We start from the raw sequence: 23386 nt of genomic DNA, 5'->3' as shown, positions 1-23386 counted from the left end.
ATATTATTTATACTTTAAGTTTTTTTATAATGAAGTCCTTATTTTTTAATTCATAAGTTTGATTATAGATATCACCATATGCCTTTATTGTTAATTCTTGACCATTATTTTTACTTAACTTAAGCACTCACCAGTCTGTCTTGTTAAAGCATTCAAACAAAATATATATTATCTAACAATCCAATAAGGTATTATTTCGATCATTTAGTGGTATAATTATAACATGAAAAAATTTGAAATAACAAACTTAATTAGTTTTATGGAAGTTCTTCAAGAAATAACATCAAATGGAAGTGAATTTTTCTTTAGAGGAGAAGGCGCTAAGTACAAAAAACCTTTACCAGCTAGCGGATATAGAAAAACACAATTTCAAAATTATCTAATAGAAGCTAGACGTGATTACTTTAGAGAAATTGCCTATATGTTAGACAGTGATAGTAGAGAAAATTTTATAGCATATAGTCAACATCATGGATTACCAACAGAACTATTAGATATAACTGAAAATCCAATAGTAGCATTATATTTCGCTTGTGAAAATGATATAGATTCTGATGGAATAATATATGCAATTAGTAATGATCTAAATATAGCCGATCCACTAACTTCTAAAGTATATAATAATGAAGATGACATAGTCTCTATTAATATTGACATGAAGGAGATAGGAAGCCACTTTCAAGAAACCGGAGGAAAATTCTTAAAAATCCCAAATTCAACTTTTTTTGAAAATATTGTGGTTGACTTCTTAGCTCAAGCATCACTAGATAAGGCTTATATAAGTAGTAATAATATTTATTCGAAATTAAAATTATGTAAATATATCTTAGAAGCTCATGATAAAGGCTTTAAAAACACAGTTATACACGAGGATTATAATATAATTAAAAACGAAGAGAAAATAATGGAATTGATGAATCTGTTAGACAGATATTGTAATACAAGTGAAAAAGATGAACTTGAGAAGTTTTATCTAGAATTTTGTAATCTAAAATTTGTCAGAGAAATAATTATAGATACTGATATTAATAAAGATAACCCATATCTTGATAGGATAAACAAATTAAATTATAAACCTTTAATTATACTATTTATATTAGCTTATGAAATACGCGATTATAAATTTCCTGCATTCCCAATAATAATATATAAACCTTCTATAAAATTTGATAGATGGAAAAATCAAGAGGGGTTGTTTATATATCAATTAAGTACTGAAAAAACCTTACCTTCGTCTAAACAAAGCTCCACTTTAAATATTAATGTGATTAAGAAGGTGGTACAGAATATTGATTATGAATATGAGATTGTAATAAGTAATAAAAAACAAATACTTCATGAACTAGATAATATAGGTATAAATAGAAAATTTATATACCCAGATTCTGATAATATTGCTCAATACATTAAAGAAAAATATAAAATATGAAATAAATATTTTATACAATTAAATTAAGACCACTTATATTTAAGGTGCCCCCACAAAATTGGACCTAATAGGGTCTGTAAATAATTTTATTTATCAAGCTAAATCCTGATAAAAGGGTAATGGTTGATACATTTTTATGTATCAATGTTTGTCTATTCCTATAGGAATGGCACTTGTCTTAATTTTACACAACTTTAATAAACTGTAAATTTTTTATAATTTATAGATAACTTACTATTTATTTTCCTAAGTTACCCCCCCTCTTCAAAATATATAGATAACTAGGACAATATTTGAGCCATTCCTCGTAATATGACTTAACAGTTTTTTTGTTATTTCTTGTGTTAATTGATAATGGATTTTCCCATACCCATAGTCTAAATGTGCTTCAAGTTCTGCTTTTGAGAGTTCATTCATTGTTTTGCCTAAAAGTTTTTTAGTGCATTTTGATTATCTTATACATTTTGAGGATTATATTCCTCAGTTAACATTTTAGATATTTTATTTCCTGTTTATTTTAGTCTTCTTCTCGGCATTAAAATTCCTCCTGATTAGTTTTTCTTTACCCTTATCAGGAGGTTTTTATACACAAAATTTTACACAGTCTTTTATTATTCAATTTATTCTTTTTTACTTCCAGTACCATTTTAGTACTAGCATCTGTTTTGCTCCCTATATAGCTTGTAATCAACCATTTTAGAAAATTTTGCTACTATTCCCACTCGTTGCCGAAAGGCTAAACTTAACGAATTTTGTTTATAAAATATATCGTGTAGTCTTCGCAGTATTTTGATAATCCATATTATCATACCTATATGACGAGAATTTATCATTTTTTTATCAGGTACGATAAAACCGATCGTTGCTAGAAAAGAATAATTGCAACCTGATTAGTTCGTTACTAGTGCCATAACATAAGTATCATTTTTTCGCAATATATTTTTGATTTATTACACGCATATTTTTTAGCAATCGTGTGTAGATAGTTTTTTTTAATGCTTACTTTTAATAATGTAACTATACTATTACATAAATGTGTGTGGAAAGTCGGTGGATTGTTGAATAAACATGAAATTTCAATTGAGGTTTTTAATAAAGTCGGAAGTGTTGCAAAAACAACATATTTTGTAGCTCAGGGATTAGAAAATATGAGGTTGTTTCCCTGTGCATTCAAGGCTATTTTGATCTAATCAGAAACGGATTTTAAAATTGCCGAATACTGATGAACTACCCAAATAAATTCTCATTTCAAAACTGTTACCTCAGGGGATAGTCTGCATTGTTTCATTACGGATATAGTGATTTTACTCCTCGTGAATAGTCAGTAGCTGTTCTCCGTTTTTTTTCAAGAGCAATTAAAGCTATGCAGGAAGTACCGGTAAAAGCATATTATATCCAAAACGAGTTTTACCTTTACGGAATTACTGTCGAAGAGTTCAATGGCGTTGCATTAAAAGTTTATGATCGAGAACGAACAATCTGTGACTGCTTTAAGTATCGAACTAAACTTGACAACGAAATATTTAATAAGGCAGTTAATGCCTACGCTTTAGATTTTAAAAATAATCTTACACATCTTTCAAAATATGCAAAGAAAATGGGTGTTTATAAGAATCTTATGAATATTATGGAAGTATTGCTTAACAGATAATAGGTAACATATAGTTATACATCAACTGATTATAAAAGCAATAAAGAGTCTCTAATCAAGGGCATAGCTGAAATAGATAATTATTTTTGATTATAGAATATTTGACACTTTAAATAGAGATAAAGCAATCAATAAAATTCAAGAATTAATAATAAAAGATAAAGAAGTTGAAGAAATTACAATAGCCGAACTTGGAAAATTTTCTATACCGTTTAGTATGTCATCAGACGAGCAAATCGTTGCTGAACTTGATATGCATAAAAAAATTCTGAAAGCAAAATTATTTTGATTGCAATAAAAAGCGAACACAAAAAAGAAAAGAGCTATCGGACTTGATGTCTGATAGCTCTTAATCTTTTGTGCTTATTGAATTGCTGTATAATTTCAAAAAATCTAAAAACTTATGAATATAATATTGATTAATTAAAAAAGGTTTTTTTAGACTTTAACTATCCTGTACTTAAAATTTTGATTTAATTTGGCACAGATTATCAAAAATTAACGAACTATTTTTTTAATTCGCTCTTTATGTCATTTACAAAAAATCCTAATAAATTACCTTTTTTTACCTTTTTTAAGCCCAAGTCTTTTCGCATATCATTCATAATTTCTTCCATTAAGAACAGATTATATTTTGCCTTTTTTGGATCTGAACCATTTTCACGAAATTCAATCCATTTATTAATTACTCGAGAAGAACCCCATAAAGTAATTTGTTTTGAAAATTTGGACAAATCTTCTAACATTTGTTCATCAGAATATGTACCAGGATTTTTTGTATTCTTTTGAACTAGATAAATCATTTCTACAAATTCACCATATGGTTTTTCTCTTTTTTGAGTTAAATATTCTTGCCTGCTTTTTCGATAGTCAACTATTTTAGCAACTACAGAACTTATAATTACACCTATTATAGAAACCACACCAGTTATCAAGGTTACTATTATTACTGCGTCTAATTTTGAAACAACGTCTGTTAAGTTTATAATTCCGTTTATAATTAGATTATATAACAGTTTTAGTAAACATATCAAAAATGCACTTATCACTATAATTAATACCAGTCCTAAAAATATATTCAACTTTGGATGTTTATCAGCAAATGAAACCTCATTATTTTTCAAATGTATACCTCCTTATCAATAATTCACTTCCTAAACACAAACAAATACTCGTGTGCAATCAGCAAAAAATTATATTTTACACTATTTGTTTTCCAATATCCTGTGGCTTTACAGTTGTGCTGTTCTTTTATAATCAATTCTTTAAGAGTAAATCCGACATCTTGGAAAATTTTCATAGCATCAAAAGATAATGGGAGCATATAACCTTTTTGTCTTGTATCGCCCATAAGTACAGCACAAAATTTATCTTTTTTCAAGACACGGTAGCTCTCTGCAGCTACCTTTTTCATTTCTTCAAGAAAATCTTTCACTCTGAGTTGCGACAAATCCCCGTCTATGCCATCGCTATATTTAATTATATAGGCATAGAGCGGGTGGGTGCAAATCAGGTTAATGCTTTCATCCGAAATAAAATCTAAATTTCGGGCATCTCCCTTCCGGATATAACCCTTTCCGTTTGCGCCTTCATGCTCAAAATCTATTTTTTCTTTGCATCTATCAAGTGCAACATCATTGACATCAACGCCGATAATATCACGGTTCAAAAGTTTTGCTTCAACGAGAGTAGTTCCACCACCTGCAAATTAGTCAAGAACTACATCTCCCTCATTTGAATATCTTAATATAATGTTTCGTGTAATATACGGCGACCAATTTCCTCACCATTTTGCATCGTGAGTTGCCCACTCGCCACGCTTTGGGAAAGACCAATGTGTTGTCATTTCCAACTCGAAATAATCAGGTTCCCATTTTGTAATTTTCTTTGCCATTATTCAAAAACCTCTGTAATTATGCCATTTTCCATATCCTTAACATTATAAATGTGTTCCATAACATCAAAGGTTTATTCAAGATTATGGCGAGCACTTGTCCAACCTTTTCCGTCGGTAAACCAAACAAAAGTAAAACCGTCGATTGTATCGATTTCGAGAGCAAGTGTTTTCTAACTGCGTGCTGTTTCGTTTAATTTACTTCCACCGCTGCCGTAAAAATCAGTTTCGATACCATAAATCATATTAGGAGTCTTAACAACAAAATCAAAACGCTTTTCTGTTTTTCCTTGATTTGAAATAGCCGAAAGATCTATGTCCCATTTATCGGTAATCTGATGAATATACATTTCTTTGAAATAGGACTCATCTTTAACAAAACCTGCTTTTTGGATAAAACTTTCAACTAAGTTTTCCATTAAATTACCGCCACGATTTTTACGACCGTTGGAGTCAAGACCTGTTTCAACACCCGTTGCATAATCTACAAGGTTGTTGACAATATGATTTTCTATTAAATCAAAAAGTCCGGTTTTAAGCATAAATATCTTATATTGCTCGACCGAAAGATTAGACTTCTTAAAATTATATGTATAGTCTCCGTCGCCATCAATCGCATATATTTAATTCGACCTAACTGCCAAAAGCAGAGGTATGCACTTCAACGTTTCAGTATATTTGTTTATCAGGTTTTCAAAATCTGTTTCTATGTTATTAGAGCCGATAAGTGAGTTCAAAATATTAAGTTCAATTTTTATACTACCCACATTTTTGTGAACCTTATCAAAATCTATGCAATAACCATAGTCCGCAATACTACCACGAAAGCCCGATAACCAAGCACTAAAATTTCTGTTTGACATATTAACCCCTTCTTCCACTAAATCCCGCTGTGGAAATAATTTTGAAAATATCTCTGTCAGCTTCAAGCAATTCCTCTATGATTTTACCAAACATATAGGCATCCTCTCTATTAGTCTTTTCTTGCAAAGCCAACAATTCCATTAATACATATAGAAATTCAACATCATATTCACCAAAAGGATTCAAGTCAAAATACTGTTCTATTTTAATATCTTTTTCACCGTTTTCAATTAAGGTCTTTAAGGTTTCAAAATCGTTATTTAGAAGCGGCACACAATTATTCCAACAATTTTGTATTGCAAAAAGATATTTCTTTGTAACTTTTTCATTTCCTTGCATTTTCATCATAATATCAACTACCCAATGAATATGTTTCGGTGTTCTAATGCGCTTACCGTCTTTTTTATACTTAATCACGATATCAAACTGAGATAAATTCCCTTGAAAAACATAAATAATATAGTCGGTGAACACAAATTCAATAATTGCCTTTTTCGTGCCATTTTCTATAAGTTTTGTGCCTTTTCTAATATCCATACCAATTCTCCTCAAAAATTACTAATAAGCAATTCCTTAATTTTTCCTCTTGCTTCGCTATTACAGTTAATCATACGAGTTGATTTAACTCGCTTAATTCTATGTGCAGAATAGATATTATCAAAGAAATCATAGTCTGTATTTGAGTTCTTTCGATCGGAATTACTAATTACAATTTATACACCCTTTTTATCCATTTCATCAACAAATTGCTCAAGCTCAATCTGAGCGTCATCATTAAACAAATTCTCAGTATATGCAGTAAAACTAGCTGTATCTGTAATAGGTCTATATGGTGGATCAAAATAAACAAAGGTGTTTTCGTCAATAAAATCAGCTGAATTTTTGTAATCCCCACATACAATAGTAACCTTTTTCAGCTTTCTCGATACGGCTCTTAAATTGTTTTCATCACAAATCATAGGATTTTTGTATGCCCCATAGGAACATTTAATAACCCCTTTTTATTTCCACGGAACAGACCGTTGAAACAAGTCTTGTTAAGGAAAATCATCAATGCCACTTTTTCGATATTGATGCTTTCATTTCCATTGACTTTCAAATCATTAAAACGCTCACGCTTTTTGATATAATACGCCTTGCGATTATCCGTATCTAACGGAATAAAGTCGTTCTGCATATCATAAAGCATTTTAATCAAATCAGCTACATTATCACGAATAATTCGATAGGTATTTATAAGTTCTTCATTGATATCGCTGATATAAACCTCTTTCAAATCATATATGCTGAGAATATCAAACAAAACTGCACCACCGCCAACGAATTCCTCGGCATATTTGGTTGTTTTGCCGTTTCAAAAGGATAATATTGTTCAATTTATTTAATAAACTGACCTTTACCGCCTGCCCATTTCAAAAAAGGTTTAACCGCTTTTTCTTCAGTTCGATTATAACGTGTACTTCTTGCATCTATGGGCTTTTCTGCGGAAGAAGGAATAATCAACATATTGCCGACCATAGTTGCTTCTTTAATTCTTTGTTCAGAACACAAAACTACCACTCTTCTTTGGGAAATACCCTATTTAGTAGCGGTTTCTCTTGCAGACATAAATTCCATACCAAGCTCTTGTTCATATACTGTGTGTCATTTACTACATTGTATTCTAAATCTCGAATAATAGCAATACCATTTTCAGAGATAAATATATTATATAACAAAAAATCAGCCGAGATTGGGTACGAGGATTAAGATGTAGAATTTTTTGATGGAGCAGACTATGAGGTCATGTATTATTTAGACGAAAATAATTTTGAATTATTTCTAGATTCTCTTGGTATATCAAAAAAGATAAAATAAAAAATCATTTAATTAAAGAGTTTGATAAAAATTTTGACTCAAATAAATTTGAGGATTTCTGTAACGAAAAAAATATAAAATTTAAAAGAAATGTTCATATTGGATAAAAACAAAGACCGTAGCTTTTAACTACGGTCTAATTTTTTTGTCCAAATGTAAACCACTTGGAACTATTTTTCTAATTATTCTTTTTTACTTCCAATACCATTTGAGTACCAGTAGCTATTTTTATTCTCTTTATAGCTTGTAATTAAGCCATTTTAGAAAATTTTGCGATTACTCCCATTCAATTGTTCCTGGTGGTTTTGAGGTTATGTCGTAGACTATTCTTCCTACTCCTTTTACTTCGTTTATCATTCTATTTGATAGGGTTTGTTGGAGTTCGTATGGCATATCGAAGGCTTCTACTGTCATGGCGTCTTTGCTTGATACTGCTCTTACCACTACTACGTAGTCGTAACTTCTTTCGTCGCCTTTTACTCCTACTGTTCTTAGTGGGGTAAATACTGTGAAATATTGCCAAATTTCTCTGTTTAATCCTGCATTTTTTACTTCTTCTCTTAGGATTGCATCTGTTTCTCTAACTATTTCTAATTTTTCTTCTGTTATATCTCCCAACACTCTTATTGCAAGTCCTGGTCCTGGGAATGGTTGTCTCCATACCATTTCTTCTGGAACGCCTATGCTTTCTCCAAGGGCTCTTACTTCGTCTTTGAAAAGTTCTCTTAGTGGTTCTACTACGCCTTCAAAAAGCATATCTTCTGGAAGTCCACCTACGTTGTGATGGGATTTTATTACTGAACCTTTTCCTTTTCCGCTTTCTATTACGTCTGGATAAATTGTTCCTTGTACTAAATATTTTGCATCGCCAAATTTTTTGGCTTCTCTTTCAAATACTTCTATGAAGTGATTTCCTATTATTTTTCTTTTTTCTTCTGGTTCTTCTACGCCTTTTAGTAAATCAAGAAATTCTTTTGAAGCATCGACCATTTTTACGTTTAGTCCAATTTTTTTGTATTGTTCCATAACGGATTTTGCTTCGTCTTTTCTTAATAAACCGTGATCTACAAATATGCATTGAAGATCATTTCCTATTGCTTTGTGTACAAGTGTTGCCGCTATTGTTGAATCTACTCCACCAGATAATCCACAAATCATTTTTTCTCCAGCATATTTTTCTTTTATATTTTCTATGGTTTCTTTGGCTAAATCTTTCATTATCCAAGTCTTTTTTGCTTTACAAATATTTAAAACGAAATTTTCTAATATTTGAAATCCGTATTCTGAATGAGCAACTTCTGGATGGAATTGTACGGCGTAGATATTTTTTTCTTCGTTTTCAAATCCTGCTATTGGACAGTTCAATGTCCAAGCAGTTTTTTTAAATCCATCTGCAATTTTTGTTACTTGATCTCTGTGATTCATCCAAATTATTGATTCTTGCGCTACATTTTCATATAATTTTGATCTTTGGTCAACAAATAAAGGAGTTTTTCCGTATTCTCCTTTTTCTGCTTCACTTATTTCTCCATCAAAATGATAAGCTAAAGCTTGCATACCATAGCAAATCCCAAGAACTGGCACGTTTAAATTTAAAATTTCTGGATTTAATTTTAGGCTATCGGCACTGTGAATTGATTGTGGGCCGCCTGTCAAAATTATTCCGTCCAAATTTTCAAGATCGAGAGTTTTTAAGTCAACATCGCAATCATGTAGTGTTGCATAAACTCCCATTTCTCTTATTCTTCTTACAATAAGTTGGTTATATTGGCCACCAAAGTCCAATACCATAATTTCGGATTTTTTTTCCATCTATCCCTCCTATATTTCTCCAAATATTGCAAAATATTTCATATAATCAAGATTATCCATCTTGTAGTAGCTATACTTTATATCTTCATCATACTTTTTAAAGTGTAAATTTTCTATAATAGATTTAAAAGCTCCATTATTTTTTTCTGCTTTTAAATAAATTTCTTTTTTCTCGCCAAGTGTAAAGAAATAATCTATAACTGCCTCAAGGGCTTCTCTTGCATATCCTCTGTTTCTTAGTGATTTATTTATAATTATAAAAAGTCCAACTCCATCATTTTTTTCGAAAGCTTTTATAACTCCTATTGAATCATTTGTTCCTTTTTTTACTATGTGCCAAAAATTATAGTCTTCTTTTTCTTTATAAAATTTTGAAGTTTTTTCAATTACTTCTTCTTTTGTTTCTAAATTTGTAAAATAAAAAAATTTTGAATCTTTTATAAATTCTAGATTTTTTTCTAAATCTTCCTTTTCAAATTTTCTAATAATAAGTCGTCTTGATAAAATAAGTTTGGTATTTTCCATAAGCCTCCTCCACATAAAAAATAAGCTGCAAAAGCAGCATATTTTTTAAGAAAAATTCTTTTTGTAATATTCTAGAACGTCTGTGGCTGTTTGTTCTATTGTATTTAATGTTACATCAAAAACTTTACAATCCAAATCTTCAAAAACTCCCTTTGCGTATTTTAATTCTCTATTAATTCTTTCCTTATCAAAATATTCACTTTTTGATTTTAAGCCAAGGCCTTTTGACCTATCTTCTCTAATTTTTGATAATTTATCAGGATCAATAGTAAGACCTATGATTCTTTTTGGATCAATTTCGAAAACTTCTTCTGGAAGTCTTATTTCTGGAACCAAAGGAAGATTAAAAACTTTATAATCTTTTGTTGCAAGAAGCATAGTCACAGGTGTTTTTGATGTTCTTGAAACTCCAAGTAGTAAAATATCTGCCTCTTTTATTCCCCTTGGATCTTTGCCGTCATCATATTTTACGGCAAATTCTATGGACTCTATCATTGAAAAATAATCATCAGATAATTTTCTTGTGAGTTTTTTCTCTCTTAGTGCCTTTTGCCCTGTAACTTCTTCAAAAAGTGAAAGAGCTGGCCCTAATATATCTATAACTTTTATATTTTCTTCATTAGCTTTTTGTTTCAAATATTCTTCAAGTTTTTTTTCAGCTATAGTTTGGATTATTATTGAATCTTCAGGAATTTTTTCAACAATTTTGTTAATTTTATTTTCACTATCAATATTAAATTTTCTATTAACTTCAAAATTTACATTTGGAAAATGAGTTATTACTGATTTTACAAATGTTTCTGCTGTTGCTCCAGTGGAATCACTGATTATATAAACATTCAATACATCGCAATCCATACTATCACCTATTTAACTAAATCTTTTATATTAAATATTCTAGAAATATTTGTTGCTAGTTTATTTAATAATGCCAACCTATTATTTTTCAACTGTTCATCTTCAACCATTATCATTGTATTGTCCAAATATTCGTTGCCAAGGCTCATAGTAGATGCAATTTCTTCTAGGGCTTTTGTGTATAATTTTTGGCTTAAATATTTTTCGCAATCCAAATTTTCTATAAGGTCGTAGTATTGTTTTTCTAAACCTTGGTCAAGCATTTCTACATTAACTTCTGTATTTTCAAAATCCTTGGTAAAATTATTGATTCTTGTAAAATAATTTAGAATTTCTTCACTATTTTCTTTTTCTACAAATTCTTCAACAGATTTTACTTTTTCTATAACTGATAAAATATTTGTTTCTCCAGTAGCAAGAACTGCATTTACAAAATCATATCGGAAGCCTTTGTCTATGAGCATATTCTTAAGCCTATCAATGAAAAATTCTATTATTTTTTCTAAAGTTTTATCATAATCAAAGGAAATTTCATTTTTTTCTGTATAAACAAAAAGGGCATCTTTGATTAAATCTTTCAAATCAACATCAATTTTATTATCTGCAATTATATTTATAACTCCAATTGCTGATCTTCTAAGTCCAAATGGATCTTGACTTCCTGTTACATAATTTTCTATTATATAAAGTCCAGCTATTGTATCAATTTTATCAGCGATTGATAAAACAATTCCTGCAACTGATTTTGGAAGTGAATCTTCTGAGCTTCTAGGCTTATAGGCTTCTTCGATTGCGTTTGCAACTTGGCTGTTTTCGCCTGAATTTGTCGCATAAATTCTTCCCATTGTTCCTTGAAGTTCTGTAAATTCTATTACCATTTTTGTTACAAGATCTGCCTTTGAAAGATAGGCTGCTCTTAATAAATTATCTGAAACATCTTCTCCAAGCTTAAATTCATCAAGATAATTTTTTGATAGAGAAATAAGTCTTTCAGTTTTTTGATAAACTGAACCAAGTCCTTCAAAAAATGTCAATCTATTAAGCTCTTCCACATAATCTTCTAATTTTTTATTATTATCTATATCGTAGAAAAATTTTGCATCTTCAAGCCTTGCAGTAAGAACTTTTTTGTTTCCATTTATAACATTTTCTTTGGCAAAATCATCCCCATTTCTTACAAGCAAGAAATATGGCATTAATTTTTCATTATCATCTACAATCGGAAAATATCTTTGATGATCTTTCATTGGTGTTACAATTACTTCTTTTGGTAATTTTAAATATTCTTGATCAAGCTCTCCCATCAAAACTGTAGGATATTCGACAATATTTATAACTTCTTCAAGTAAATCTTCGTCTTTTAAAAATTTTCCACCAATTTCTTTGGCATAGCGATTAAGACCTCTTAAAATTATTTCTCTTCTTTCTTTGTAAGAAAGAATTACATAATTTTCTCTAAGTAATTCTATATAATTTTCAATTTTTTCTACAAGAATTTCACTTTTTCCTAAAACTCTGTGACCTTTTGTTGTATTTGATACTTTAATTCCTTCAGCATCAAATTCCAAAATTTCATCATCTAATAAGGATAGAAAATATCTGATTGGTCTTGCAAATCTAATTGATCTTCCTCCCCACCTCATAGATCTTGGGAAGTTTAATGATTTCACAAGCTCATATACATTTTTTTGTAAAACTTCTTTTATTGAATGGCTTTCCTCTTTTTTTTCTACATAAATATATTCTTCGCCCTTAAAATCTTTAATAATTACATCAGAAACTTCTGCTTTTTGTCCTCTCAAAAATCCCAAAAGTGCTTTTGATGGATTACCTTCATTATCATAGGCAATTTTTTTGGAAGGACCTTTTACACTTATAAGTTCATTTGATTTATTTTCTTCAAGTCCATCAAGTAAAATTGCAAATCTTCTTGGAGTGGATTCTACTTTTATTTCTTCTACGCTTAATTTATTTTCTTCAATTAATTTTTTGAATTTTTCTTCAAGCTGTTTTTTTGTTGAATTTATATAAGCTGAAGGAAATTCTTCAACTCCTATTTCTAATAAATATTTGCTCATTACTTATCCTTTCTTAAAAGTGGATATCCTAGTTCTTCTCTTTTTTCAATATAAGATTTTGCAACCTTACTAGAAATATCTCTTACTCTTTTAATATAGTGACTTCTTTCTGATGCAGAAATTGCACCCATTGCATCCAAAGTATTAAAAGTGTGGGATGATTTTAATACATTATCATAAGCTGGATACACAAGACCTTTGTCAATTAATCTGTTTGCTTCTGATTCATAAATTTCAAATAATTTTTCCAAAACTTCGCTATCAGCATCTTCAAATGAATATTTTGAATTTTCATATTCTGGCAATTGGAAAACATCTGAATATTTTAAATCTTTTGACCACTTAATATCAAAAACATTATCTACATTTTGTAAATACATACAAACTCTTTCAAGGCCCATGGTTATTTCTCCACTTTCAAGCTCGCAGTTTATTCCGCCTACTTGTTGAAAATAAGTAAATTGGGTTATTTCCATTCCATCAAGCCAAACTTCCCATCCAAGTCCCCAAGCTCCAAGAGTTGGCGATTGCCAGTTGTCTTCTACAAATCTTATATCGTGTTCTTTTGGATTAATTCCAATTACCTCAAGACTTTTTAAATATAAATCTTGAATATTTTCTGGAGTTGGTTTAAGTAAAACTTGTAGTTGATGATGTTGGTATAATCTATTTGGATTTTCTCCATACCTACCATCAGCTGGTCTTCTTGATGGTTCTACATAAACAACTTTCCAAGGTTCTTTTCCCAAAGATCTCAAAAAAGTATGAGGATTCATTGTTCCTGCACCTTTTTCCAAATCATAAGGAAGCATGATTGATGCACCTTGTTCTTCCCAATATTTTATTAATTTTAGCATTAAATCTTCAAAATACATTTTTTCTCCTATTATTTGACTAATTTCATTACCCAATCAAGTGAGCTAAATTTTCTAATTTCCAAACATTTCAATACATAGCTTACTATCAAATTTATAATTTTTTCCTTTTCAATATTTAAATTAATCTTTGAAACCTCATCAGTTGGAGTATAGATTAATTTTAAAATATACAAATATTCTTCTCTTGTAAGATATACTATATCCTTTTTTATTTTCTTGCAAGATGAACAAACTATGCCCCCATCTTTTATAGAAAAATAAGCATCACTAGGATTAATTTTTGATCCGCACAAGGAACATTCTTTTAAATTTGGTTTAAAACCTGAAAAAGATATGTACTTTAATAAAAAGCAAAGAAAAATATTTAAATAATTTTCACTTGCTTTTTCAAAACTGTCAAAAGTCTTGTCCAACAAATTGTAAACTAAGTCTTTTTGGTCATAATCAATTGTTTTTAATAGCAAATCACAAATTGCCGATTTGTATATTATTATATCAAAATTTTTATTTGATTTCGAATAAGATTTTAATAATGACGCATCTCTTATTCCAAAAAATTTTTCTCCAGACTTATAAAGATTGTATGATGCTTTGACAAATCTTTGGGTTGAAGAAAGATTTGAATTTTTTTTATTCAAAACTCCCTTTGCAATTATGGAAATTTTTCCCATATCTTTTGAAAAAACTTCTATGATTTTGCTTGACTCTTTGTAGGAAAATTCTCTTAAAACAAATCCTTCTACATTTGAATTATCACTTGTAACCAAATCTGTTCACCAATTTTTGTTTTTTACGCCAGTCTTTTTCGACCTTAACCCACAATTTCAAATTAATTTTACTATCCATAAAAACTTCAATTTCGCATCTTGCTTCCATACCGATTTTTTTAATTTTACTACCGTTTTTTCCTATTACTATTTCCTTGTGACTTGGTCTTTCCAAAATAAGACTTGCGTATATGTCATATAAATTTTTGTCTTCTCTTTTTTTGAATTGGTCAATTCTTACAAAAATTCCGTGAGGAATTTCATTTGATAAATTTTTCAAAGCTTTTTCTCTGATAATTTCTGACACAATAAATCTTTCGTTTTTGTCTGTTATCATATCAGACGGATAATAAAGTGGGCCTTCTGGCAAAATTTCTTTTACTGTTTCTATATATTTTCCAATATTTTCATCGTTTAAAGCTGAAATTGGAATTATATAATCAAAAGTATTTAAGCCTATGTAAGTTCTTTTTATTTGTTCAATTTCTCCTTCTTCTAAAAGATCGCATTTATTTATAAGAAGAATTTTTGGAGCATTTACTTTTTCTAAAATTTCCAAAATCATCTTATCAAGTCTTCCAATACTTAGAGAATTGTCAACAATAAAAGTCACTATATCAGAATCTTTTAGGCTATCTTCTGAAACTTCTAGCAAATGTTCTTGAAGTTTATTTCTTGGTGTTTGAATGCCTGGTGTGTCTAGAAAAATTATTTGTGAATTTTCGTCATTATATATTATTTTTATTTCATCTCTTGTAGTTTGGGGTTTGTTTGAAATTATTGAAATTTTTTCTCCCAATATTTTTTCCATCAAAGTAGATTTTCCTACATTTGCCCTTCCCACTACCGATACAAAACCTGATTTCATTTCTCCTCCAAATCTTTTTTTGAAAAGTTATATGGAAGAATATCATCAAGTCCATATATCTTATAATCATCAACTGAGTTGGCTATTACAATTTTTGAATCAGAATCTAAAAACTCTGCCATAAATTGCCTGCAAACTCCGCAAGGATAAGTCATATTACTATCTCCTGTAATAATTATTGTATCAATTTCTCTATCGCCTGCGCTTATTGCTCCTGCAAGTGCAGATCTTTCCGCACAAATTGTCACTGAATAAGCTGCATTTTCTATATTTACTCCCTTGTAAATATTTCCTTTTTTTGTCAAAACTAGGCTTGATACCCTAAATTTTGAATAAGGCGAATAAGAATTTTTTTTATTTTCTATAGCCATTTGTATTAATTCTTTTAAATCTTTTTTCATGAAAATACTCCAAATATTAATAAAGCTGTCGCCGTTCCCAAAATCGCTCCTCTTATAATTTCTGGAAGAGAATGGATATTTGCCTCAAAACGACTTTCTGCAACTATAATTGCAAGACCATAAAATACAAAAATCAAAAATCCTTCATCAATTCTCATTGAGCCAATTGTAGCAAGGCAAAAGGCAATTGATGTGTGTCCTGAAACAAATCCACCATGAAAAGCTGTTCCGTGGCCCTTGTAAAAAATTCCTTTAAAAAATATGGTAGAAATTATTACAATTGATACAGTTATAAGGGCAAGGTGGGATGGTCTTCTTGAAATTCTTAGCACAACTGATGATGAAAAATTTGCAACCTTATCAAAAAATACCAAATAAGCAATAAAAAGTGTGTTCATAGCTGACACAAAAGTTGCCGCCGCAGATAAGTCCTTGCTCGCTTTTGCCTCTTTTGATTTTTTTCCTCTACCACCAAGATTTACGGCTTGTTCAAGCGAAGTATTTAAAAGCTCACAAGAAATTACAAAGGCAATTGAAAAAACCAAAAACATCATCTCTACTCTTGAAACATTTAAAAACAAAGAAATAAATAAAACAAGAATAGAAGTTAAGACATGAAATTTCATATTTTTTTCATTATTTATAGCAAAAACCAAACCCTCAAAGGCATAATCAAATCCTTTTACAAATTTTTCCCCAGGACTTTTTGCTTTTGGAATATATTTTTCCGCCTCATCTTCTTTTTTCTTTTCTTCTTTTAATTCTTTTTTTACTTGGTCTTTTATTTCTTCAATTAATTGTTTTTCATCTTTCATTTGAATACTCCAAGATTTTTCATAACTTCTTTTTCTCTTGCTCTCATAATTTTTTTATCATCATCTTCAATATGATCATAGCCCAAAAGATGAAGAATTGAATGGCAAGTTAAATACATTACTTCTCTTTCAAAAGAATGTCCCAAATCATCTGCTTGCTTTCTTGCAACATCAAGACAAATTACAACATCGCCAAGCATAAGATAGGGTTTTTCCAATATATTTTCCCTATCTTCATTAAAAAAATCTTCAATTGGAAAAGATAAAACATCAGTTACCCTGTCAATTGACCTAAAATCTTTATTTAATTGTCTTATTTTTTCCTCATCAACAAAAGAAAGTGATACTTCACATTTTTTCTCATCAATATCTTCAAGCTTTAAAACTTCTCTAATAACTTTTTCAAGATATTTTTCAATGTTTACTTCTTCTTTTGTTTCATTATTTATTATTAAATTCATTTTTTTCTTTTTCCTTATCTGCCTTATCATAAGCTTCAATTATTCTTTGAACTAAAGGATGTCTTACTACATCGATTGAAGTAAATTCCATAAATTCTATTCCTCTAACATTTCTAAGAATTCTTGAGGCAGATTTCAAACCAGAATTTTTACCACGAGGAAGGTCGATTTGAGTTATATCTCCAGTAATAATAGCTTTTGATCCATAGCCAAGTCTTGTCAAAAACATCTTCATTTGCTCAAAAGTTGTATTTTGTGCTTCATCTAAAATTACAAAAGAATTATCAAGGGTTCTTCCCCTCATGTAAGCAAGAGGTGCAACTTCGATTACACCTTTTTCAACTAAATTTTGATAAGTTTCAAAACCAAAAATTTCAAAAAGTGCATCATAAAGAGGTCTTAAATATGGATCAACTTTATCTTGCAAATCTCCTGGCAAAAATCCCAAACTCTCTCCCGCTTCAACGGCAGGTCTTGTAAGAATAATTCTATTTACCTCATTATTTTTAAAAGCTCTTATCGCCATTGCAACAGCCAAATAAGTTTTTCCAGTTCCCGCAGGCCCAATTCCAAAAACCACATCATTATTTTCAATCATATTAACATAAGATTTTTGACCCAAAGTTTTTGGCTTAATTGGTTTGCCATTTGCTGTTGTAACAATAACTTTATCAAGAGAAGATTTTATAACTTCCTTATTTTCAGAAACAAGCATATCAGAAAAATATTTTAATTTTTGATAGTCAATATTTCCTTCTTTTTTTATTACTTGAATAATTTCTTCAATAAGTTTTTTTACAAGATTTAAATTAACCTCTTCTCCATTTAAACTTATATTTCCATTTTCAGTTTTAATTTTTACATCAAATCTGTTTTCAATATATTTTCTATTTTTATCAAAATTACCGAATAAACCCATAATTATTTCGGTATTATTTATTTCTATAATATCCTTAATTTTAATCACTCCTTTAGTTTATTATACCATCTTAGTTGCAAAAGAAAAAAGATGAGAAACTCATCTTTTTGCCTTTGGCTTTCCTATTATTTCTGAATAGATAATCGCCTTTTTTAATTCATTTTTTTCTAATTTTATTTTTTCATTTTCTTTCCAATAATCTTCGATTTGATTTTTTGAAATTTGTTCGGTTTTTTTGTATGATTTTTTTGCACTTACTTTTTTTTCATTGTAAGCTTGTTGATTTTTTCTTTCAAATCTTTGGTAATCATTTGTGTATGTTTTTTTGTTATTGGATTTATTTTTTGTATCTTTTGCAAGTGATGACATAGCTTGTCCAAATGTCATCTTCTTTTTTAATTTTTTTTGTTTTTTTAGATTATTATTTTCTTTTTTCTCTATATTTTTTAACCAAGTATCAAAATCTGGTGTATCTTTTCCTTCTTCTTTATTATTTTCTTTATCAAGAAGATAAATAAATTTATAAAACTTGGTTTTTAAATTATCTTTTGCCATTAAATTTCATCTCTGCTATCAGTTTCTGATATTTTATTTCTCATTTGAGTGTCGGCGTTTATATTTTTCATATTATAATAATCTAAAACTCCAAGATTTCCGCTTTCTAGTGCTCTTGCAATTGCTAGTGGAACTTTTGATTGGGCTTCTACTACTTTCGCTCTGTTTTCTTGTTCAAGCGCTATAGCTTGGGCACGTCTTTCTTCGGCTTTCGCTTGGGCTATATTTTTATCTGCTTCTGCTTGATCTCTTTGTAATTCTGCTCCAACATTACGTCCTATATCTACATCTGCAATATCTATTGAAAGAATTTCAAATGCTGTACCGCTATCAAGTCCTTTCATTAGAACTGTTTGTGAAATATTATCTGGATTTTCTAAAACTTCTGCGTGCGTATCTGATGAACCAACCGTTGTTACAATTCCTTCGCCTACTCTTGCTATAATTGTTTCTTCGCCAGCTCCTCCTACAAGTCTTTCGATATTTGCTCTTACAGTAACTTTTGCAATAACTTTAACTTCGATTCCATTTTTTGCAACGGCTGCTATGGTTGGTGTATTTATTACTTTTGGATTTACAGAAACTTGAACGGCTTCAAAAACATTTCTTCCTGCAAGATTCATTGCTGCTGCTTGTTGAAAATTCAAATCAATATTTGCTCTTTCTGCTGCAATCAAGGCATCTACAACTTGGTTTACATCTCCTCCTGATAGAAAATGACTTTCCAAATCAGAACTTGAAATTTGAATTCCTGCTTGATGAGATTTAATCAAAGCATAAACTATATGACTTGGATTAATTCTTCTAAATCTCATTGCAACAAGTGAGCCCATTGAAACTGGCACTCCAGATGATCTTGCTGTAATCCACAAACCAATTGGCACAAGTGTCAAAAATACTATTAAAAAAATTACTACTAAAGCTGGTATTATTATCGGCATTATATATCCTCCTTAACATAAATATGTCCATCTTTTATTTCTACAACTTCTATTCCTACATCTTTTTTGATGAAATCTCCATAAGTTTTTCCATCATAAATTTTTCCATCAATTGTAATTCTTCCTGTAGGTCTTAAAATACTTATCGTTTTTCCTTTTTTTCCTAAAAGATATGTATAATCTTTTTGGAATTATATCCTCTTTCCTTAGTTTGAGTATTAACTAGAACAGCCTTGTCAAATAAATTTGCAGAAAATCCTAATCTTACAAAAATTGTTACACTCAAAAAAATTGATGCCGCAGTAATTAGTAAAATCAAAATTCCAAATAGGGAATTATCAAAACTATCAATTAGCGAATATGTCGTTAAAATAATACCCGAAATTCCCATAATACCAAAACCAGGTACAAATAGCTCAATAGCAAGTAACAAAATGCCCGATATAAAAGCTATTATTGTCATCATATCTGCTTCGCCCCTGTCAAGATTTGACTTGTAAAAATATATAAATAAAGCTATTGCTATAAGAGTAAATAAAATTTTTTTATCAGTAAAAATTATAGCAACTATACATATAAATGCAAGCGTAAATGACAGAGCCAATAAAATATCCCCTAACATACTTCTCCTTTCTATAATAAATATTACATTATTTTTATACCCAAATTAAAAATAAAAAAGGAGAAATAATTTTCTCCTTTATACTAATTTATTAAATTTTTTAAAATTAATTTTCATCTACTAATTCTTTTAATCTTCCTGTTAATTTATATGGAACTTTTTTTAATTCTTCTATATTTTTCACTCCAACTAGAGCCATAAATATTTTTATTTTTGTATTTAATTCTTTCAGATATTTGATTGCATAATCGTAATCGCCTCTGAGTAGAAATGACAAAACTTCTCCAGAAATCGCACACATATCAGCTCCAATTATTAGAGATTTGCAAACATCACTCGAATTTCTTATTCCACCGCTTGCTATTAAGAAAAAATCATCAGACAAACTTCTTACATCAAGAATTGATTTTGCCGTAGGTATTCCCCATGAATAAAATTCTGAATAATCTTTGTCAAATATTCTCATATCTTCGATTTCTATAAAATTTGTGCCACCTTTTCCTGCAACGTCAATATATTTTACGCCGATATCTAAAAGTTTTTGACCTACTTCTTTGCTCATGCCAAAGCCAACTTCTTTTACAATCAAAGGCACTGAAATATTTTTGCTAATATTTGCCAAATTTTCAAAATTTTTAGAAAAATCTCTTTCTCCCTCATCCATTACGAGCTCTTGGGCAATATTTAAGTGAGCTTGCATAGCAGATGCTCCTATTAAATCTTTTGCAAATTCAAAATTTTCGATTTTATTTTCCCAACCGAGATTTCCAATTTTTATTACATTTTTATCTTTTAATAGGGAAAAAGACTCTCTTGAATCTTTATCTTTTATGGCTATGGATTCGCTTCCAACAGCCATTGGTATATTTAATTCTCTGCAAATATTTGATAAATCTTCGTTTATATCTTCACTTATTTCAGTTCCACCTGTCATTGCATTTACCATCACAGGCATAGAAATTTTATTTCCCATAAATTCTATTGATGTATCAATTTCATCAAAATTTACATTGCTTAGGGCATTGTGTTCCACATAAACGTTGTTTAATAATGTTTTTGACTTAAATTCACTTCTAAGATAATTTTCAATATGTTCGTCTTTTCTTTCTCTTCTTTTCTCGTCCATTTTCCCACCTGTTAATTATCTTCATTAAGGTTATTCACATCTTCATCGAAATAATTTTCATCTTCTGTATTTTCTTCGTCTTCTTGGTCTATATCTTCATAATCATCATCCAAATATTCTTCGTCTTCTTCATTACTATTTGAATTTTGATAATCTTCATTTGAATTTTCATTATCGTTAGTGTAAGTATAGTTTTGATATTCCCAATAAGAACTATCTTCTTTTTTCCATGATTTTAATTTATATTTTGAAAATACTTTATCAATTATCTTCCAAGTTTCTTCGTAATTAGGAATATAATAGCTTACTCCATCAATATATTGTGGATTTCCTGGAACAGTGTAAGTTTTACATTTTTCTGAAGAAAAATTAGACATTTTGCTAGCAAAATCTATCATAGTTCCCAATGGTAAATTTGTTTTTACATCTTTAAAATATGATTCAACCAAGGAAGTCATATTTATTGTTTTTGATTTTTTTACCAATTCATTTATGATTCCTTTCATAAACTCTTGTTGAGCATTAACTCTACCAAGATCAGCATTTTGGTAAATTTTTCTAGCTCTCAAGTAAGTTAATACATCTTGTCCGTTCATTTTATTCATTCCCGGTCTTATATGTGTATTTCCTTCATCAAGTCTTACTCCTTCAGGAACTTTGTAATTTACTCCTCCAATTTCATCAACTATATTTACAACAGCCTCAAAATTTATTTCAGCATAATAGTCAATATCAAGTCCCAAAAAATCTCTTAAAGTTTTTAACGTAAGTTCAATTCCACCATAAGCATGAGCGTGATTTACTTTTGTAAATTCATCCCTAACCTTTACTCTAGAATCTCTAGGAATTGATAAAATATCAACTTTTCCCGTCTCAGAATTTATTTTACAAAGCATAATTGTATCTGTCCTTGTAGGCTCAGGATTTTCTTTATTTTGACTTGCATCAACTCCAACCAAAAGCACAAGAATTTCGTTATCAACCTTTTTTCCCTTATTATTTTCAGCAGCCTCAGCCCCATAATTATCTATATTTTTTTTATCCTGTAATTTATTTAAATAGGCATTTGAAGAAAAAAATACAAATAATGCCACCATAATCGTTGTTAAAAATCTTTTAAATCTCATAATATCTCCTTCTCATCTTGTAATTATAGCATAAAAAAAGACTTAATAAAAATAAGAAATTTCAAAAAAATATGATATAATCAAATTATGATTAAGCTAATAACAATTGATATAGACGGAACCTTGCTTACAAATACAAGACGTCTTCCAAAAAAAAATAAAGAAATGATATTAAAGGCAAAAAAATTAGGAGCACATATAGCTCTAGTAAGTGGCAGACCATTTTCTGGAATTCTTCCTTATGTCAAAGAACTTGACCTAGAACACGAAGGTCATTTTTCAATTTCCCAAAACGGATCCTATATTTTTGACAACTACACTAAGGAAGTAATTACAGGAGTTTTTCAAAAACCAAAAGATTTAATCAATCTTGATAAGGCTTTAAAAAATTTTAAAGTTCAAGTTTCAGCCATGGATGATGATAGTTTTTATACAAGACATAAAAATCCAAATATTTTGACAAGATTTGATTCTTTTATTACAAAATTAAAATTACAAAAAATATCTTATAAAGATTTTGATGAAGATAAAAATTTTGGTAGATTTTTGGTTATGGGATGGCCTTGGAATATTGAAAAAGTAATGGACAATATGCCAAGTTTTGTAAACGAAAATTATTACTACGCAAAAACTGCTCCAGTTTTAATTGAAGTTATGAACAAAAACGCAAACAAGGGAAATGCCATAAAATTAATGAGTGAAAAACTTGGTTTCAAAATCGATGAAATTATGGCAATAGGAAATGAAATGAACGATATTCCCATGCTAGATATGGCAGGATTTTCCGTTGCAATGGAAAACGCCAACGATTATCTAAAACCCCACGCAGACTATATAACTTTATCAAATAATAAAGCAGGAGTTGGAGAAGCTATAGAAAAATTAATAGAAAATAATTTTGAAAAATTTTAAAAATTTAAATAAAAAAGCATTCCTAG

General features: G+C 29.5%; 25 protein-coding genes and 2 pseudogenes. 4 read left to right on the top strand and 23 right to left on the bottom strand.

The annotated features are described in order from the left end of the window. Positions 1-223 precede the first annotated feature (223 nt). The 3 genes from HMPREF2852_RS03090 to HMPREF2852_RS09855 all read left to right on the top strand — a co-directional run bounded on the left by HMPREF2852_RS03090 (position 224) and on the right by HMPREF2852_RS09855 (position 3080). The gene (locus HMPREF2852_RS03090; RefSeq protein ID WP_070605891.1) at positions 224-1429 is read left to right on the top strand and encodes an FRG domain-containing protein; all 1206 of its coding nucleotides are present in this window, start codon (positions 224-226) and stop codon (positions 1427-1429) included. Positions 1430-2487: 1058 nt separating this feature from the next. Next, positions 2488-2619: a hypothetical protein gene (locus tag HMPREF2852_RS09995; protein WP_261667961.1), complete on the top strand. Its 132-nt coding sequence runs from the start codon at positions 2488-2490 to the stop codon at positions 2617-2619. A 173-nt stretch (positions 2620-2792) separates the two neighbouring features. Next, positions 2793-3080, top strand: coding sequence for a type IV toxin-antitoxin system AbiEi family antitoxin domain-containing protein (locus tag HMPREF2852_RS09855; RefSeq protein ID WP_222563201.1), 288 nt, complete (start codon positions 2793-2795; stop codon positions 3078-3080). A 506-nt stretch (positions 3081-3586) separates the two neighbouring features. On the opposite strand, the gene HMPREF2852_RS03080 is transcribed toward HMPREF2852_RS09855, so the two are convergent. From HMPREF2852_RS03080 to HMPREF2852_RS02980, 23 genes and pseudogenes are all read right to left on the bottom strand, one after another. Next, entirely contained in the window at positions 3587-4204 is a 618-nt protein-coding gene (locus tag HMPREF2852_RS03080) for a hypothetical protein (RefSeq protein WP_070605890.1), read from the bottom strand. 23 nt (positions 4205-4227) lie between these two features. Then, positions 4228-4749: a TRM11 family SAM-dependent methyltransferase gene (locus tag HMPREF2852_RS03075; RefSeq protein WP_369075348.1), complete on the bottom strand. Its 522-nt coding sequence runs from the start codon at positions 4747-4749 to the stop codon at positions 4228-4230. A gap of 299 nt (positions 4750-5048) precedes the next feature. Beyond that, a pseudogene (locus HMPREF2852_RS03070) lies at positions 5049-5837 on the bottom strand (type II restriction endonuclease). Position 5838: 1 nt separating this feature from the next. Further along, on the bottom strand, positions 5839-6375 hold the full coding sequence (locus HMPREF2852_RS03065) for a hypothetical protein (protein ID WP_070605889.1): 537 nt from the start codon (positions 6373-6375) through the stop codon (positions 5839-5841). Between the two features lie 176 nt (positions 6376-6551). Next, positions 6552-7141, bottom strand: a pseudogene (locus tag HMPREF2852_RS09990) (DNA adenine methylase). A 74-nt stretch (positions 7142-7215) separates the two neighbouring features. Further along, positions 7216-7389, bottom strand: coding sequence for a hypothetical protein (locus HMPREF2852_RS09985; protein WP_261667957.1), 174 nt, complete (start codon positions 7387-7389; stop codon positions 7216-7218). A 582-nt stretch (positions 7390-7971) separates the two neighbouring features. Beyond that, positions 7972-9507: a glutamine-hydrolyzing GMP synthase gene (guaA, locus tag HMPREF2852_RS03055; protein WP_070605888.1), complete on the bottom strand. Its 1536-nt coding sequence runs from the start codon at positions 9505-9507 to the stop codon at positions 7972-7974. A 9-nt stretch (positions 9508-9516) separates the two neighbouring features. Then, on the bottom strand, positions 9517-10032 hold the full coding sequence (locus HMPREF2852_RS03050) for a GNAT family N-acetyltransferase (protein ID WP_070605887.1): 516 nt from the start codon (positions 10030-10032) through the stop codon (positions 9517-9519). A gap of 45 nt (positions 10033-10077) precedes the next feature. Beyond that, positions 10078-10890: a pyruvate, water dikinase regulatory protein gene (locus tag HMPREF2852_RS03045; protein ID WP_070605886.1), complete on the bottom strand. Its 813-nt coding sequence runs from the start codon at positions 10888-10890 to the stop codon at positions 10078-10080. 8 nt (positions 10891-10898) lie between these two features. Then, positions 10899-12968 carry a glycine--tRNA ligase subunit beta gene (gene glyS, locus HMPREF2852_RS03040; protein ID WP_070605885.1) on the bottom strand — a complete coding sequence of 690 codons (2070 nt, stop codon included), beginning with the start codon at positions 12966-12968 and terminating at the stop codon, positions 10899-10901. Continuing rightward, positions 12968-13843 carry a glycine--tRNA ligase subunit alpha gene (glyQ, locus tag HMPREF2852_RS03035; RefSeq protein WP_019118472.1) on the bottom strand — a complete coding sequence of 292 codons (876 nt, stop codon included), beginning with the start codon at positions 13841-13843 and terminating at the stop codon, positions 12968-12970. Before glyQ ends, glyS begins: the two co-directional genes overlap by 1 nt. Positions 13844-13854: 11 nt before the next feature. Then, positions 13855-14613, bottom strand: a complete 759-nt coding sequence (gene recO, locus HMPREF2852_RS03030; RefSeq protein ID WP_070605884.1) for a DNA repair protein RecO — start codon at positions 14611-14613, stop codon at positions 13855-13857. Further along, positions 14600-15481 carry a GTPase Era gene (gene era, locus HMPREF2852_RS03025; RefSeq protein WP_070605883.1) on the bottom strand — a complete coding sequence of 294 codons (882 nt, stop codon included), beginning with the start codon at positions 15479-15481 and terminating at the stop codon, positions 14600-14602. The genes recO and era overlap by 14 nt, the downstream gene beginning before the upstream one ends. Then, positions 15478-15882 (bottom strand): cytidine deaminase, encoded by a 405-nt coding sequence (cdd, locus tag HMPREF2852_RS03020; RefSeq protein WP_070605882.1) that lies wholly within the window; start codon positions 15880-15882, stop codon positions 15478-15480. The genes era and cdd overlap by 4 nt, the downstream gene beginning before the upstream one ends. After that, positions 15879-16697, bottom strand: coding sequence for a diacylglycerol kinase (locus HMPREF2852_RS03015; protein ID WP_070605881.1), 819 nt, complete (start codon positions 16695-16697; stop codon positions 15879-15881). The genes cdd and HMPREF2852_RS03015 overlap by 4 nt, the downstream gene beginning before the upstream one ends. Continuing rightward, entirely contained in the window at positions 16694-17158 is a 465-nt protein-coding gene (ybeY, locus tag HMPREF2852_RS03010; RefSeq protein ID WP_070605880.1) for an rRNA maturation RNase YbeY, read from the bottom strand. The genes HMPREF2852_RS03015 and ybeY overlap by 4 nt, the downstream gene beginning before the upstream one ends. Further along, complete coding sequence (locus HMPREF2852_RS03005) at positions 17139-18077, bottom strand: PhoH family protein (protein ID WP_070605879.1); 939 nt, start codon at positions 18075-18077, stop codon at positions 17139-17141. The genes ybeY and HMPREF2852_RS03005 overlap by 20 nt, the downstream gene beginning before the upstream one ends. A 99-nt stretch (positions 18078-18176) precedes the next feature. Continuing rightward, positions 18177-18632, bottom strand: coding sequence for a hypothetical protein (locus HMPREF2852_RS03000; RefSeq protein ID WP_070605878.1), 456 nt, complete (start codon positions 18630-18632; stop codon positions 18177-18179). Then, a complete protein-coding gene (gene floA, locus HMPREF2852_RS02995; protein WP_004839280.1) occupies positions 18632-19573 on the bottom strand; it encodes a flotillin-like protein FloA in 942 nt (313 codons plus the stop codon). The genes HMPREF2852_RS03000 and floA overlap by 1 nt, the downstream gene beginning before the upstream one ends. Next, on the bottom strand, positions 19573-19686 hold the full coding sequence (locus HMPREF2852_RS09980) for a hypothetical protein (RefSeq protein ID WP_261667971.1): 114 nt from the start codon (positions 19684-19686) through the stop codon (positions 19573-19575). The genes floA and HMPREF2852_RS09980 overlap by 1 nt, the downstream gene beginning before the upstream one ends. Before the next feature lie 50 nt (positions 19687-19736). Next, on the bottom strand, positions 19737-20195 hold the full coding sequence (locus HMPREF2852_RS02990) for an NfeD family protein (RefSeq protein ID WP_261667953.1): 459 nt from the start codon (positions 20193-20195) through the stop codon (positions 19737-19739). A gap of 106 nt (positions 20196-20301) precedes the next feature. Then, positions 20302-21321, bottom strand: a complete 1020-nt coding sequence (gene fni / locus HMPREF2852_RS02985; RefSeq protein WP_070605877.1) for a type 2 isopentenyl-diphosphate Delta-isomerase — start codon at positions 21319-21321, stop codon at positions 20302-20304. Between the two features lie 11 nt (positions 21322-21332). Further along, positions 21333-22448, bottom strand: a complete 1116-nt coding sequence (locus HMPREF2852_RS02980; protein WP_070605876.1) for an LCP family protein — start codon at positions 22446-22448, stop codon at positions 21333-21335. Between the two features lie 87 nt (positions 22449-22535). Here HMPREF2852_RS02980 and HMPREF2852_RS02975 point away from each other — a divergent pair, with 87 nt between their 5' ends. After that, a complete protein-coding gene (locus tag HMPREF2852_RS02975) occupies positions 22536-23360 on the top strand; it encodes a Cof-type HAD-IIB family hydrolase (RefSeq protein ID WP_070605875.1) in 825 nt (274 codons plus the stop codon). Positions 23361-23386: the final 26 nt, after the last annotated feature.

The organism is Anaerococcus sp. HMSC065G05 (genome assembly GCF_001812365.1).
Lineage (GTDB): Bacteria > Bacillota > Clostridia > Tissierellales > Peptoniphilaceae > Anaerococcus > Anaerococcus vaginalis.
Note: the sequence above shows the minus strand (reverse complement) of the source record. Positions and strands in the feature narration are given on the sequence as shown.

What these genes read in the sequence shown, in the direction of transcription:
- HMPREF2852_RS02980 (WP_070605876.1), bottom strand. Translation starts at nt 22,448, where the DNA reads ATGAGATTTAAAAGATTTTTAACAACGATTATGGTGGCATTATTTGTA.
- cdd (WP_070605882.1), bottom strand. Translation starts at nt 15,882, where the DNA reads ATGAAAAAAGATTTAAAAGAATTAATACAAATGGCTATAGAAAATAAA.
- HMPREF2852_RS03045 (WP_070605886.1), bottom strand. Translation starts at nt 10,890, where the DNA reads ATGGATTGCGATGTATTGAATGTTTATATAATCAGTGATTCCACTGGA.
- era (WP_070605883.1), bottom strand. Translation starts at nt 15,481, where the DNA reads ATGAAATCAGGTTTTGTATCGGTAGTGGGAAGGGCAAATGTAGGAAAA.
- floA (WP_004839280.1), bottom strand. Translation starts at nt 19,573, where the DNA reads ATGCCGATAATAATACCAGCTTTAGTAGTAATTTTTTTAATAGTATTT.
- guaA (WP_070605888.1), bottom strand. Translation starts at nt 9,507, where the DNA reads ATGGAAAAAAAATCCGAAATTATGGTATTGGACTTTGGTGGCCAATAT.
- HMPREF2852_RS03050 (WP_070605887.1), bottom strand. Translation starts at nt 10,032, where the DNA reads ATGGAAAATACCAAACTTATTTTATCAAGACGACTTATTATTAGAAAA.
- fni (WP_070605877.1), bottom strand. Translation starts at nt 21,321, where the DNA reads ATGGACGAGAAAAGAAGAGAAAGAAAAGACGAACATATTGAAAATTAT.
- HMPREF2852_RS03065 (WP_070605889.1), bottom strand. Translation starts at nt 6,375, where the DNA reads ATGGATATTAGAAAAGGCACAAAACTTATAGAAAATGGCACGAAAAAG.
- HMPREF2852_RS03000 (WP_070605878.1), bottom strand. Translation starts at nt 18,632, where the DNA reads ATGGCAAAAGATAATTTAAAAACCAAGTTTTATAAATTTATTTATCTT.
- glyS (WP_070605885.1), bottom strand. Translation starts at nt 12,968, where the DNA reads ATGAGCAAATATTTATTAGAAATAGGAGTTGAAGAATTTCCTTCAGCT.
- HMPREF2852_RS02975 (WP_070605875.1), top strand. Translation starts at nt 22,536, where the DNA reads ATGATTAAGCTAATAACAATTGATATAGACGGAACCTTGCTTACAAAT.
- HMPREF2852_RS09855 (WP_222563201.1), top strand. Translation starts at nt 2,793, where the DNA reads ATGCAGGAAGTACCGGTAAAAGCATATTATATCCAAAACGAGTTTTAC.
- HMPREF2852_RS03005 (WP_070605879.1), bottom strand. Translation starts at nt 18,077, where the DNA reads ATGGGTTTATTCGGTAATTTTGATAAAAATAGAAAATATATTGAAAAC.
- ybeY (WP_070605880.1), bottom strand. Translation starts at nt 17,158, where the DNA reads ATGAATTTAATAATAAATAATGAAACAAAAGAAGAAGTAAACATTGAA.
- HMPREF2852_RS03090 (WP_070605891.1), top strand. Translation starts at nt 224, where the DNA reads ATGAAAAAATTTGAAATAACAAACTTAATTAGTTTTATGGAAGTTCTT.
- HMPREF2852_RS02990 (WP_261667953.1), bottom strand. Translation starts at nt 20,195, where the DNA reads ATGTTAGGGGATATTTTATTGGCTCTGTCATTTACGCTTGCATTTATA.
- glyQ (WP_019118472.1), bottom strand. Translation starts at nt 13,843, where the DNA reads ATGTATTTTGAAGATTTAATGCTAAAATTAATAAAATATTGGGAAGAA.
- HMPREF2852_RS03015 (WP_070605881.1), bottom strand. Translation starts at nt 16,697, where the DNA reads ATGAAAGATGAAAAACAATTAATTGAAGAAATAAAAGACCAAGTAAAA.